The sequence below is a fragment of the Allosphingosinicella sp. genome (genome assembly GCF_059502505.1).
The window spans coordinates 23,961-36,276 of the sequence record NZ_JCACEU010000016.1; the positions used below are offsets into that span (position 1 = coordinate 23,961).

General features: G+C 65.7%; 12 protein-coding genes and 1 pseudogene. 4 read left to right on the forward strand and 9 right to left on the reverse strand.

Annotated features, from left to right (window positions below; translation table 11 throughout):
* Genes AC5JBD_RS08380 through AC5JBD_RS08390 form a run of 3 tightly spaced genes read right to left on the reverse strand, consistent with a single transcriptional unit; the run spans position 1 to position 1,530 of the window.
* The gene (locus tag AC5JBD_RS08380; protein ID WP_495721341.1) at positions 1–423 is read right to left on the reverse strand and encodes a 23S rRNA (pseudouridine(1915)-N(3))-methyltransferase RlmH; all 423 of its coding nucleotides are present in this window, start codon (positions 421–423) and stop codon (positions 1–3) included.
* Positions 424–482: 59 nt separating this feature from the next.
* Positions 483–878, reverse strand: a complete 396-nt coding sequence (rsfS, locus tag AC5JBD_RS08385) for a ribosome silencing factor (protein WP_495721342.1) — start codon at positions 876–878, stop codon at positions 483–485.
* A 10-nt stretch (positions 879–888) separates the two neighbouring features.
* Positions 889–1,530: a nicotinate-nucleotide adenylyltransferase gene (locus tag AC5JBD_RS08390; RefSeq protein ID WP_495721343.1), complete on the reverse strand. Its 642-nt coding sequence runs from the start codon at positions 1,528–1,530 to the stop codon at positions 889–891.
* Between the two features lie 95 nt (positions 1,531–1,625).
* Between AC5JBD_RS08390 and AC5JBD_RS08395 the strand changes: the two genes are divergently transcribed.
* Complete coding sequence (locus AC5JBD_RS08395; protein ID WP_495721344.1) at positions 1,626–2,696, forward strand: DUF3667 domain-containing protein; 1,071 nt, start codon at positions 1,626–1,628, stop codon at positions 2,694–2,696.
* Here the strand turns inward: AC5JBD_RS08395 and AC5JBD_RS08400 are convergent.
* Entirely contained in the window at positions 2,693–3,070 is a 378-nt protein-coding gene (locus AC5JBD_RS08400) for a hypothetical protein (RefSeq protein ID WP_495721345.1), read from the reverse strand. The genes AC5JBD_RS08395 and AC5JBD_RS08400 overlap by 4 nt on opposite strands.
* 123 nt (positions 3,071–3,193) lie before the next feature.
* Positions 3,194–5,158: an ATP-dependent zinc metalloprotease FtsH gene (ftsH, locus tag AC5JBD_RS08405; protein ID WP_495721346.1), complete on the reverse strand. Its 1,965-nt coding sequence runs from the start codon at positions 5,156–5,158 to the stop codon at positions 3,194–3,196.
* 497 nt (positions 5,159–5,655) lie between these two features.
* On the opposite strand from ftsH, the gene AC5JBD_RS08410 reads away from it, so the two are divergent.
* Complete coding sequence (locus AC5JBD_RS08410) at positions 5,656–6,048, forward strand: hypothetical protein (protein ID WP_495721347.1); 393 nt, start codon at positions 5,656–5,658, stop codon at positions 6,046–6,048.
* Between the two features lie 183 nt (positions 6,049–6,231).
* Here the strand turns inward: AC5JBD_RS08410 and AC5JBD_RS08415 are convergent, their stop codons facing one another.
* The 3 genes from AC5JBD_RS08415 to AC5JBD_RS08425 form a co-directional block, all read right to left on the reverse strand.
* On the reverse strand, positions 6,232–7,020 hold the full coding sequence (locus tag AC5JBD_RS08415; RefSeq protein ID WP_495721348.1) for a matrixin family metalloprotease: 789 nt from the start codon (positions 7,018–7,020) through the stop codon (positions 6,232–6,234).
* 48 nt (positions 7,021–7,068) lie between these two features.
* Entirely contained in the window at positions 7,069–8,322 is a 1,254-nt protein-coding gene (locus AC5JBD_RS08420) for a hypothetical protein (RefSeq protein ID WP_495721349.1), read from the reverse strand.
* 439 nt (positions 8,323–8,761) lie between these two features.
* Positions 8,762–9,799, reverse strand: coding sequence for a restriction endonuclease (locus tag AC5JBD_RS08425; protein WP_495721350.1), 1,038 nt, complete (start codon positions 9,797–9,799; stop codon positions 8,762–8,764).
* A gap of 317 nt (positions 9,800–10,116) precedes the next feature.
* On the opposite strand from AC5JBD_RS08425, the gene AC5JBD_RS08430 reads away from it, so the two are divergent.
* Positions 10,117–10,644, forward strand: coding sequence for a hypothetical protein (locus tag AC5JBD_RS08430; RefSeq protein ID WP_495721351.1), 528 nt, complete (start codon positions 10,117–10,119; stop codon positions 10,642–10,644).
* Between the two features lie 86 nt (positions 10,645–10,730).
* A pseudogene (locus AC5JBD_RS08435) lies at positions 10,731–12,006 on the forward strand (DNA-packaging protein).
* Here AC5JBD_RS08435 and AC5JBD_RS08440 read toward each other — a convergent pair.
* Positions 12,003–12,314: a hypothetical protein gene (locus AC5JBD_RS08440; RefSeq protein WP_495721352.1), complete on the reverse strand. Its 312-nt coding sequence runs from the start codon at positions 12,312–12,314 to the stop codon at positions 12,003–12,005. The pseudogene AC5JBD_RS08435 and the gene AC5JBD_RS08440 sit on opposite strands and share 4 nt — an antisense overlap.
* Positions 12,315–12,316: the final 2 nt, after the last annotated feature.

Genomic DNA, 12,316 nt, shown 5'->3' on the forward strand with positions numbered 1-12,316 from the left:
CTATCCTTCGCGATGATAGGGGTGGTTCGCAAGGATACTCGTCGCTCGCCAGAGCTGCTCGGCGAGCATCGCCCGGGCGAGGAGGTGCGGCCAGGTCGCCTTGCCGAAGGCGACGAGCAGGTCGGCCGAGGCGCGGGCGGCATCGTCGAAGCCGTCGGCGCCGCCGATCATGAAGCGTGCTTCACGCTTGCCGCCGTCGCGCCACGCTTCCAGTCTGCGGGCGAAGTCCAGGCTGCCGAGCTGCTGCCCCTTCTCGTCGAGGAGGATCGTGACGCCGCTTTCGGCGGGATGCGGAAGCTTGCCGCCGCTCTCGGGCAGCTCCGTCATTTTGGTCGGCCAGGCGATCCGCTTCAGATAGCGTTCGACGAGCTCGGCCTCGGGAGAGCGCCCGATCCGGCCGCGCGCGACGATGTGGAGGAGCAAGGCGCGTTCCTAAGGGAGCATGACGCACGGAAAACCGGTGCCCACTTTTCCTGACATGCTCAGGCGCCGGGCGCGGCTGCCGCTTTCTCCTCGAAGGCCCACATGCGCTCCAGATTGTAGAAGCTGCGCACTTCCGGGCGGAAGAGGTGGACGATGACGTCGCTGGCGTCGATCAGCACCCAGTCGGCGACCGGCAGCCCCTCGATGCGGACGCTGCGGCCGAGTTCCTGCTTGATCCGCTCGGTGAGCTTCTGCGCCATCGAGGCGACCTGGCGAGTGGAGCGGCCGCTGGCGATCACCATGTGATCGGCGATGTTGGATTTCCCGGTGAGTGGGATGGTGACGACCTCCACCGCCTGGTCGTCGTCGAGGGAGCGGAGCACGAGTTCGTGCAGGGCCTCCACCGAAGGATCCTGATGGGCTTCGTCGCGCGAAGCGGGTGCGGGTGCGGGCAATGGGGCTCCTTTACAAGATCGGGCGCCGCGTTACGCCGTCGCGCAGCGCCGTCGGGTTCAACGATCCGGATGTCGATAAGTGCCAGTCGGGCTCGGCTGCGCGGAGGAGCGTAGCGGACGTCGGGTCGGGCGGCGTCTTCAGCAGCACGAGTGCCGGCGTTCTCCACTCCGTCCAGGTCCGAGCCTGGCTTGCGGGCCGGACGAAGCGCCGCAACCAGCCCATGGCGCGTGCCGCCCGGGCCTCGCCATCATATCCCGGCCGCCCCACGACCGCAATCGGAACCGTCCGGGCGATGCCGCGCCAGTCGCGCCACTGGTCGAACTGTTGCAGATTGTCCGCACCCATCAGCCAGACGAAGTCGCGTTCCGGGAAGCGCCGGCGGAGCAGGCGGAGCGTGTCGGCGGTGTAGCGCGTGCCGAACTCACGCTCGATGGCGGTAACGCGGACCGGCAGGCCGCGGGCGGCGGCGCGAGCGGCGGCGAAGCGGCATTCGAGCGGCGCCATGCCGCGCGCGGGCTTGAGCGGATTGCCCGGCGACACCAGCCACCAGATCTCGTCCAGCCCCAGCAGCCGCGCGGCGTGGATGCTGAGCTGCCGATGCCCGCGATGAGCCGGGTTGAAGGAGCCGCCGAGGAGGCCGGTGCGGGTCATCGGGCGGCGGTAGCACGGGAAGCCGGACGCGCGAACGCTCTCGACGCGCCGGGGCGGATGGGCGATAGCTCGGGCCTGGACGGAGGGGTTGGTCCATGCAGGGGATGGAAGGGATAGGCGAGGCGGTGACCGGTAGCCTCGCCGCGCGGGCGGTCGAGCCCCATGCCGGCGAAGGCCATGGCCACGGCGCGACCTGCCTCAATTGCGGGACGGGCCTGGTCGGCGATTACTGCCATCGCTGCGGGCAGCAGGGGCATGTCCACCGGACATTGGGCGCCTTCTGGCACGACCTGATGCACGGCGTGCTGCATTTCGAGGGCAAGATGTGGCGCACCCTGCCGATGCTCGCCTTCAAGCCGGGCGCGCTCACCCGCCGGTACCTCGCCGGCGAGCGGGCGCGCTTCGTGTCGCCGATCGCCTTGTTCCTGTTCTCGGTGTTCCTGATGTTCGCCGTGCTCAGCGTCAGCGGGGCCACCCTGATCGGCGCCGAGGACGGCGAGGAGATCTCCACCGGCATCGCCTCCGACCTCAAGAAGGCGAACGGGGAAGTCGCTCAGCTCGAGGCTCAGCGAGACCTCGCGGCCAGCAAGAGACAGAGCACGGCCGATCTGGACGAGAAGCTTAAGGAGGCGCGCGCCTCGCGGGACACGATCGCGCTCGGGCAGAAATATCTCGGCGGCGGCGGCAAGGACCAGCCGCTCGGCAGCGGGGAGTGGAAGACCGGCTGGCACCGGCTCGACAAGGGCATCGCCAAGGCTAACGCCAACCCGTCGCTGCTGTTCTACAAGCTCCAGAACAATGCCTACAAGTTCAGCTGGGCGCTGATCCCCATTTCGGTGCCGTTCGTGGCGCTGCTGTTCCTGCACCGACGGCGTTATCGCGCCTATGGCGCCTATGACCATGTCGTGTTCGTCACCTATTCGATCGCCTTCATGAGCCTCGGCTTCATCGCCTTGCTGCTGGCGACGCTGCTCGGCGTGAGCGGCGGCTGGATCGCGCTGGCCGTCACGTTCATCCCTCCCATCCACATCTACAAGCAGCTGAAGGGTGCCTACAGCCTGTCGCGCTGGAGCGCATTGTGGCGCACCTTCATGCTGCTGATGTTCGTGAGCTTCACCCTGACGCTGTTCTTCCTGCTGCTGCTGACCCTCGGCGTGCTGGGCTAGGCCGGGCAGGGATATTTCTTGCGCATGAGCCCGGCAAAGGCGCTCTTCACCGGCACGCTGCGCTCGGCGGGCGGGATGGAGCGGAAGTGCGCCAGGAGCTCGTTCGAGTTGATCGACGCCTTGCCTTTCGTCGGCATGCAGGTGGTGGGCTTCCGCCCGGCCTTTTGCGCGGCGAGCTGCTCGGCGCGCAGCTGCTTCCCGGAGTTGACGACTTCCGCCTTGAGCTTGCCGATGTCGCCGGAGAAGAGCGCCATCGCGCCCTTCTTCTGAAGCGCGTCGGCCTTGGCGAGGAATTCCGAGACCGGCATCGACTGCGCGAGCAGCGGCGTCAGCGGGACGGCGGCAAGCAGAGCGGCAATCAGGACCTTGCGCATTGTCTCTCCTCTTTTTCTTTGGCCACTGAAGCTGTTGCCGAGCGGATGAACGGAAGCTGACAAGGAAACGGCGCCGCCCCGATGTGGAGCAGCGCCGTCCCTTTTTCGTGACTTCGGTGGTGCCTAGGCGCCTTGCGGTGCCGGGTCGCCGAGCCCGCCGCCGCCGCGGGGGCGCTTGGTGCTCGGGATCGAGGAGCCGGCGACCGGCAGGACCGGACGGCGGTTGTTCGGATCCTCGCGGCCGATATCCTCGCCGCGGATCGCCCGCTTCGATTCCTCACCGTTCAACGTCTCATATTCGAGCAGGGCGCCGGCGAGGCGGTGGAGCTCGTCGAGATTGTCCGTGAGGACCTTGCGAGCAGTGGCTTCGGCTTCCTCGATCAGGCGGCGGACCTCCTGATCGATCGTCCGGGCGGTCTCTTCCGAGACGCTCTGGCTGCGCGCAACGCTGTGGCCGAGGAAGACCTCCTCCTGGTTGTCGCGATAGCGCAGCCAGCCGAGCTTCTCGCTCATGCCATATTCCATCACCATCGAGCGGGCCATGTCGGTGGCCTGCTGGATGTCGTTGGACGCGCCGGTGTTCAATTCGTCCTGACCGTAGATGAGCTGCTCGGCGATGCGGCCGCCGAAGCAGAGCGCGAGCCGCGCCTTCATCTGCTTCATGCTCATCGAATAACGGTCGCGCTCCGGCAAGTTCCAGGTGACGCCCAGCGCACGGCCGCGCGGGATGATGGTGACCTTGTGGAGCGGGTCGCAGCCCGGCACGTGCAGCGAGACGAGCGCGTGCCCGGCCTCATGATAGGCGGTCGAGCGCTTCTCGTCCTCGGTCATGACCATGGACTTGCGCTCGGCGCCCATCATGACCTTGTCCTTGGCTTCCTCGAACTCCTTCATCGCGACCAGGCGCTTGCCCTTGCGCGCGGCAAGCAGGGCGGCCTCGTTGGCGAGGTTGGCCAGATCCGCGCCGGAGAAGCCCGGGGTGCCGCGAGCGATCGTCCGAGGGTCCACGTCGGGCGCGAGCGGCAGCTTCTTCATGTGCACCGCGAGAATCTTCTCGCGGCCCTCGATGTCCGGGCGCGGCACCACGACCTGGCGGTCGAAGCGGCCGGGGCGGAGCAGGGCCGGATCGAGCACGTCGGGACGGTTGGTCGCGGCGATGATGATGATGCCTTCATTGGCCTCGAAGCCGTCCATCTCGACGAGCAGCTGGTTGAGCGTCTGCTCGCGCTCGTCATTGCCGTTGCCCAAGCCCGCGCCGCGATGGCGACCGACCGCGTCGATCTCGTCGATGAAGACGATGCACGGCGCGTTCTTCTTGGCCTGTTCGAACATGTCGCGGACGCGGCTGGCGCCGACGCCGACGAACATCTCGACGAAGTCGGAGCCCGAGATGGTGAAGAAGGGCACGTTCGCCTCGCCGGCGATCGCGCGGGCGAGCAGGGTCTTGCCGGTGCCGGGGGAGCCGACGAGCAAAGCGCCCTTCGGGATCTTGCCGCCGAGGCGGGCGAACTTGGTCGGATCCTTGAGGAAGTCGACGATCTCCTGCAGTTCCTCGCGCGCCTCGTCGATGCCGGCGACGTCGTCGAAGGTGACGCGGCCATGCTTCTCGGTCAGCATCTTCGCCTTGGACTTGCCGAAGCCCATCGCGCCCGAGCCGGCATTCTTCTGCATCTGGCGCATCACGAAGAAGGCGATGCCGAGGATCAAAAGGAAGGGCAGCGACTGGTAGAGGAGGATCAGCCAGACGCTGGTCTGCTCCTCGGGCTGGGCGGAGAAGGCGACGCCTTTCTCCTTGAGGCGGTCGACCAGCTGCACGTCCTGCGGCGCATAGGTGCGGAAGGTCTCGTCATTGGTGAGCCGGCCGGAGATCACGTCCTTGCCGATCACCACTTCCTTGACCGAGCCTTCGTCGACCCGGTTCAGGAACTCGGAATAGGCCATGCCGTCCGCGGCCGCGCTGCGCCCGCCGCCGTCCACCACCTGCACGAACAGCACCAGAGCGAGCAGGATGCCCGCCCAGATGAAGAGGCTCTTCATCCAGGGATTGCTCCCGTTGTTGTTGCCGCCGTTCGGATCTTTCTCTGCCATTCGAAATCCCGTCGAGGTTCTTCGACGGGGACCCGGATGGGACAGCCGACCGAAGCGTTAACCGTTGGCCCCAAGATAGGCATAACGGCGCGGATGGCAATGTAGGCGACGCGGATGAATGCCGCGTTGACGCGTGCGCGCATCAACGACGATTTCGTCAAATCTGCAAGGAGCCGCCTGCTAGACGGGATCGCACGCGCAACCCAGTTCCGTCTCCGACAGAATCCTGCCTCCGCTGGGACTATTCCCGCAATCGATGGGCTGACACAAGCGAGCAGGGTTCACAAATGAGCGACAATCCGCCACCGCCACCGTCTCCGCCAGCACCACCGCCACTGGCGCCGCCACCGCCGCCACCGCCGCCGCCACCGTCCCCGCCACCGCCGCCGCCGCCGCCGCCACCGCCGGCACCGCCGCCGCCACCTGCATGGGCGGCGAGCCTACCCTGGGCCGTCGGTGTCACCGTTGCAGGTATCCTGCTCATTTTTTTCCTGTGGATGACGGCTCGCCTCCTTGCGCGCGATATACTCGGTCTCAAGGAAATCTACTGGGGGCGGGCATGGCAGGTTTACGGGGTCATCGAAGCTTTCGCCTTGGCAGCTGCAGGCGCGCTGCTGGGCGTCCAGATACAATCAGGCAGGGTTCGCGCGGCGGAAGCTCAAGTCGAGAAGAAGGATAAGGAAGTCGACAAGGCGAGGAAGGACACCGAACAGAAGCAAGTCGAGGCGGCGAATGCGCAGCGGGAGGCGGTCCATGTGCGTGCGACCGCACAAGCAGCGAAGGCAGCTTTGGGAAGCGCCCATTTCATGCAGGGAGCAAATCTGAACACCGTGCCGCCGCCCGTCGAATATCAGGCCGAAATCGCCCGTCGCATTCTCGACACTCTTTAACGACGCGAGCGAGCCGCTGAGACCCGGCACGTCTCGGCTGCGAGCCTAGACTTCGAGGGAGATCACGGCGCGAACGGCAAGGTCAGCGAGCCCGCGTGAAAGGCGGGATAGACGCGGGTGACGCTACGACTCCGATCCGGCTCACCACCACTGCGCCTATCCTCGACCTTGCGACCTCGCGTCCTAGCTGCCGTAAATCGCGCGCACGCCGTCGATATCATCCTGATGCAGGAAGCGCTGTGCGCCCGAATAGCTCGGAAACATGAGAGCGCCCCGGACGCGGCTATGTGCCAGGCCGATTGAATGACCAAATTCATGCGCGGCCACGGTCAGGAAGTCGAAGCGCCCGGCCGGCACGGGAATGTTCACGGACCAGGTTTCCGCCTCGTCGAAATGCGCGTCCCCGGCAATGGCGCCGTTGTTGGGCGGTGGATAGAAGGCGTGGGCCAAGACGTTGCCGGCTCCATCGAAGCTGTGCCCGCAGCCATGATCTCCACTGCCAAAGCTGATCTCGATATCAGCGCTGGCCTGGGTTTCCGTGAAGGTGAGCGCTGAAGCATTCTCCCACAGAGCAAGGGCAGTCCCAACTGCCGACCTGATATCGGCAGTCGGGACGTCCGGTGTCGAGTTGATGATCCGGTAGGTGAGGGCGGTCCTGTCCCATTTGCGGCCTTCGACATCATATTCCGCTAGATCCGGCAGGTCGGGGAATCCGCATCTCGGCTTGGACATTTCGGTCAACGTGGCTTCATCGACGGCGCCCGTAACTGGCAGGCCATTGAAAGCCTGATAAAGCCTGACGGCAGTTTCGGTGTGATCGTCGTAGCGGCCGAGCGCGACCTCGCCGACGGTCTCGCGTCGCATGTAGCCGAACCTGCGCAGAAAATCTTGTACCGCGCCCACGGCTTCACTCTCATTGCCCCTCGCCGTTCCGGCTGCTTCGAGAAACTTGAAGTTCGATTTTGACGGCATGGACCTAATCTCCCTTTTCGGCTGGTGCGTTGACAGTGTTTCGGACGCTTACTCCTCGAGGCAGCTTTCGGGCGGTCGACCCTGTTCGCTGGCGATCTTCATGCAGGCCAGCCGCGTCTGCTGCTTGATAAGCTCCTGCTGGGTGGCGGCGAGAGCACGCTCCTGGTCAGACAAGTTGACCCGGAGGCTCAGGATTTGAGCGGGAACCGAGATGACGGAAGTGAGGACGCGGACCGGGAGTCGGACCACCTCCAGCAACTCGCTCGGCCGACTCGCATTCCAGGCAGTGAGCATCCCGTTGTCGAACGTTGCGTCGTTCACCGTCTTGACGAACGCGGAGGATTGCATGGGAATGTAGGAGACGGGTCCGGCCTGGGGCAGCATCACCTGCGCTGCGTCGACAGGAATCATTTTCGCCTTGGTGCAATCTTTGCCCGGTTTTTCGCACTGGCGAAGGACCAAGGTCACCGGCGACGGTGTCGCATAGAAGAGAGCGCCCCAACGTCCTCTGTGCAGCGCCGCCTCGTTCAAGGAAACCGCCTTGCCGCGATTATGGCCTACGCGATCAGGATCGATGATCGTGCGTCTGTTCGAGCCAGGAGCACAATCCGTCCCGCAATTGGGCAGCCGGGTTTCAACCTGAAAAGGGAAGTCAGCTTTGGACAATTCTTCATTGATTTTGGGCGTCTCTGTGACCGGATCAAACTGATAGATGAACTTCGGAATATCATCGGGGCATGTGGCCGAGAGCTCGGCGGCGTCGGCGCTCTGCGCAGCCAGGTCGCTGCCACCGAACTGCCCAATGGCGCCAGCGAGCTCGACAATGATGTCCGCGGTTCGGTCCGTGGCGATCACGTTCGCGCTCGTGAGCAAGCCGCTGCTATTCACAGCCAGCTTGACGTCATCGTCACGAAGGGGGCTGTGAGCGAGGTCGGCCACGAAACGCTGTCGGAGATCGGCTGCTGGAGGAAGAAGCTCCATTTTGGCAGAATAGGCCAAGAGGCACGCGGAGCCGCCGAGGCGAGCGAGGTTTGCCTCGATCTTTTCTGCCTCTGCCTGGGAGGCGATCAGCGCCACATCGGCCAGATTTTTTTGAGCGGCAAAGATCGCTCTTCGCTCCTCAGTGGACTTCCAAGCATCACTACTCGCGGCAAGCTGCGCTAGAATCTTCTCTTCATTCTCCAAGGCTTTCTTCGCCGTGGCGGCGGCCTTTGTTGCATCTTCGACTTTTGTCTCTGCCGCCGCCAGCGCCTTCTCCAGCTCCTCCTTCTTCAGAAGCTTGCGTTCTGCGATGATTTTCACGTCTCGCTGGGGAAGATAATACGTGACCCCGGACCTCAGATCGTTGTGCCCACTGGGCATGGACGTGACGGTGGTGCAGCCGGCTAAGGCGACCGCCCCCAGGAAGCAGACGGGTGCGCCAGCAGCCTTATATGTCGAACGCATGAAACTCACAGATGCCCTCCCCGATTGCCTAGTATGTTGTGGGGGCTCAGTCTCACGAACTATTAGAAACTGTCTCTAAGTTTTCGCTTTTTCTTAGCTGAGGTGGCGTGCGGCCGTAGCCGACCCGTAGCCCAGCGAAGTCGTGCCCGCCCCTAAAGCAGCCGATCCTGCCGGCCCGTCTCCTCCCGCTTCGCCCGCTTCACGCTCGCCGGGTCGACGAAGGGGATTTGGGGTTTCTTGCCTTGGAAGAGCTCGGCGAGGGTGAGGATTTGGAGGCGGGGGTAGGGGCGGCCGCCTATTCTTCGTCCGCGAGCACCCAGATGCGCTTGCATGGGACGATGGCCTGGATGTCCTCGGGCAGTCGCTCATAGGACTCCAGAAAGGCGCGGACGACATCTGCCGCATCCCACAACCTGATCTGGAAGAATAGACGCTGGGCTTCCTGTTCCAGCGTCCTCTTTACGCCGCCCCAGGCCACCAGCAGACCCTGCTCGGCCGTGAACTGGTGCATGACGCCCTGCAGCTCCCGCAACACGCTGACATCCAGCGGGCTGTCTTGTGATTTCACCTGAACCACCAGGCGCGGCGCATCGAAGCCGAGGGGCCCCTTGCCGGCCAGGACATCAACACCGCCGTCCGGCCCTGCCGGGGAGACTCGGACGTGATAGCCTTGGGTTTCTAATATGGCGCCGATGAGCCTCGACAGCCCGTGTCCCTTGAAGGCGGCATTGATCCGTTGCTGGATGGCACCTTCCGCGACCGCGGCGAGATCGATGGCGGGAGCGGTGGAATCGTTGGCGACGTCGGTACTGCTACTGATAGCGGCGGGCTTGCCGGCACCACTCGGCCGCGAACCCGTCAGCCCGGGATCGGCGCCGCCGTCCGCCAAGGCCTGAATGCGTCGTTCGGCATCGTTCCGCTCGATGCGGCACACAGTCATGAATGCGCCGAGCGAGTAAAGAAGGTCTTGCCCAATCTTCCCGCGCGGCACTTCGGTAAACCATTGCACCGGCCGCCCATGCAGGTCTCCGCGCAACTTTTCATAGGGTCCGGTCACCCGCCCGACAGCGATAGTCCCGCGTGTCTTGAGGGGAAGGGTGACGAGGTCGCCTTCCTTAATTCCCTTCACAAAAGGCCAAAGCTGACTTTCCCAGTTGCTGAGCCGCTTCGCAGACTCTCCAGGGTAGCTGTCGGCCAAGATGCGCCGGAGGGCTTCGCGATCACCGACCTCGGTCAGATCGGGCACGCCCCACTCGATTATCGCCCGATTTGTGTCGAGCGCTTCAGACTCGAACTCCCCATTCCGGCCGCCTCTGATCAACCAAAGCGTCATATCAGCCGCTCCCGCCGCGGTGTTTCCCCCGCTTGACGTTGTTCATGCGCTCGCTCTCCTCGGACGCAGCCTAGAAGGGAGGGCAGGGCTTCGACAAGCTCAGCCCGAGCGGCGGGGGAGTTGAGCGCGGGTCGAAGCTTAGATGTGCGTCGCAGCAACCTATATGGCACAAAAAGCTTGACATCGCGACGCTTATGGCACGAACACCTAATGCTTTAGAAGTGTAGGTGGATTCCGGATCAAGTACGGGATGACGGAAAATGTTGAGGCCGGTGCGGAAGCGCGCCGGCCTTTTTCGTGTCGGCGGGGAGAGGAACATGGCGGGAAAGCGGAAGCGGATCATTCCGAACAAGGGGCGCAAGCTGCAGGTGGCGCTGACGCGGCGGAAGCTGTTCACCGACAAGATGAAGGCCGAGTTCCTCGAGCATTTCGCGGCGACCTGCAACGCGTCGCTGTCGGCGCGGCGGGTGGGGATCGATTATCGCACCGCCTTTCGGCATCGGCGGGAGGATCCGGTGTTCGGCGCCGGATGGGACGAGGCGCTGCGGCTGGGCTATGTGCGGCTGGAGGAGATCGCGCTCCGGGAGGCGGAGAAGGCGCTGAAGCGGCGGGCTCGGGTGAAGGGGCCGGCCGACGCGCCCGCCACCAAGGACGTTGCGTGGATGGACCCGACGGTCGCGCTGCAATTGCTGCGCGAGCATAAGCGCGGGACGGGCGGCGGGGCAGGCGCCGCCAAGCCGGGGCGGGCGCCGATCGTCGCCAACAATGCCGAGATGTTTGAGGCTTTGGTGAAGCGGCTGAAGGCGTTCGGGATCCGCATCGGGCGGGACGGGAACAAGCTGTGAGGCGGGGAGCGCCTCTGCTGGGCGATGTCGGCGACGACGTGGTCGCCCGGGCGCTAAGCCATCTAGTCCGCTTCACCGAGGCGGAGCTGCGGCGGTTCCTGAAGGGGCTGCCGACGCCGGTGCAGCGCGCGATCTTCCATCTGTGGCGCTGGCAGGCGCATGGCGGGCAGCAGGAGCCGGACGGCGACTGGCTGGTGTGGCTGATCCGGGCCGGACGCGGGTTCGGCAAGACGCGAGCGGGGGCGGAATGGGTGAGCGCGCGGGCACGGCAGAATCCCGGGGCGCGGATCGCACTGGTCGGCGGCAACCTGGACGACGTCGTCAAGGTGATGGTGGAGGGGGAGAGCGGACTCAAGGCCGTCGCGCGAGCGGACGAGGAGGTGCGGTGGGTGGCGAGCACGCGGACCGTGCATTTCTCTTCGGGCGCGCAGGCCTTTGCCTTTTCGGGCGAGCGGCCGGACAAGTTGCGCGGGCCGCAGCATGATTTCGCCTGGTGCGACGAGATCGCCAAATAGGCCAATCCGGATGCGACCTGGGACAATCTGATGCTGGGGCTGCGATTAGGGAAGCGGCCGCGGGTGGTGGTGACGACGATGCCGCGGCCGATCCCGCTGCTGAAGCGGATCGAGGGGCTGGACGGGTGCGTGGCGACCTTCGGGCGGACGGGGGAGAATGCGCATCTCGCGGCGGAATTCCTGAACGCGGTGACGGCGATGTATGCGGGGACGCGGCTCGGGCGGCAGGAGCTGGACGGGGAGCTGATCGAAGATGTCGAGGGGGCCTTGTGGTCGCGGGGTCTCATCGAGGCGTCACGGACTCCCCCTCTCCCAACCCTCTCCCCTGAAGGGGAGAGGGCTTTGGCGGGTTGTGATCGGGGTGGATCCGCCGGCGGGCACGGAGGGGGACGCGTGCGGGATCGTGGTGGGCGGGGTGCGGGACGGGGTCGGCTATGTGCTGGCGGACGAGAGCGTTTGCGGGCTGTCGCCGGAAGGGTGGGCGGCGGCGGTGGCGCGGGCGGCGGCGCGGTGGGGCACGGACCGGGTGGTGGCGGAGGCGAACCAGGGCGGGCGGATGGTGGAGAGCGTGCTGAGGGCGGTGGAGCCGCATCTGCCGCTGCGGCTGGTCCATGCCAGCGAGGGGAAGGTGAAACGGGCGGAGCCGGTCGCGGCTCTGTTCGAGCGGGGGGCGGCGCGGTTCGCGGGCTGCTTTCCGGCGCTGGAGGACGAGCTGGCGGGGCTGACGGTGGGCGGCGGCTATGAGGGGCCGGGGCGGAGCCCGGACCGGGCGGACGCGATGGTGTGGGCGCTGACCGAGCTGATGCTGGGCAAGCGGCAAGTGGAGCCGCGGATCCGGGTGCTTTAGTCCGGTACGAAATCGGAGACGTAGCCGAGGCGGCGGAAGCCGGCGGATTCGATCAGCGGCATGGTGGCGCGGTAGCAGGGGAAGCTCAGGCCCTCGGCGCCGGCGACGAGGGCGCCGCCATGGGTGGCGGCGAGGCGGCGGGCTTCGGCAACCAGCGCGGCCTCGTCGGCGGGGAGGGTGAAGCGGCGCTCGGCGAGATCGACGGTGCAGGGGCCGCTGCCGCCGAGGCTGATCCAGACGAGGCGGTCGCGCGCCGGCGTGGCGCAGCCGACGAGGAGGAGGGCTAGCAAAGGGGCGGCGCAGCGCATGC

Coding starts and splice junctions, on each gene's coding strand:
- AC5JBD_RS08430 (WP_495721351.1), top strand. CDS start 10,117: ATGGCGGGAAAGCGGAAGCGGATCATTCCGAACAAGGGGCGCAAGCTG.
- AC5JBD_RS08440 (WP_495721352.1), bottom strand. CDS start 12,314: ATGCGCTGCGCCGCCCCTTTGCTAGCCCTCCTCCTCGTCGGCTGCGCC.
- AC5JBD_RS08400 (WP_495721345.1), bottom strand. CDS start 3,070: ATGCGCAAGGTCCTGATTGCCGCTCTGCTTGCCGCCGTCCCGCTGACG.
- AC5JBD_RS08390 (WP_495721343.1), bottom strand. CDS start 1,530: ATGACCCGCACCGGCCTCCTCGGCGGCTCCTTCAACCCGGCTCATCGC.
- ftsH (WP_495721346.1), bottom strand. CDS start 5,158: ATGGCAGAGAAAGATCCGAACGGCGGCAACAACAACGGGAGCAATCCC.
- AC5JBD_RS08395 (WP_495721344.1), top strand. CDS start 1,626: ATGCAGGGGATGGAAGGGATAGGCGAGGCGGTGACCGGTAGCCTCGCC.
- AC5JBD_RS08425 (WP_495721350.1), bottom strand. CDS start 9,799: ATGACGCTTTGGTTGATCAGAGGCGGCCGGAATGGGGAGTTCGAGTCT.
- AC5JBD_RS08410 (WP_495721347.1), top strand. CDS start 5,656: ATGACGGCTCGCCTCCTTGCGCGCGATATACTCGGTCTCAAGGAAATC.
- AC5JBD_RS08415 (WP_495721348.1), bottom strand. CDS start 7,020: ATGCCGTCAAAATCGAACTTCAAGTTTCTCGAAGCAGCCGGAACGGCG.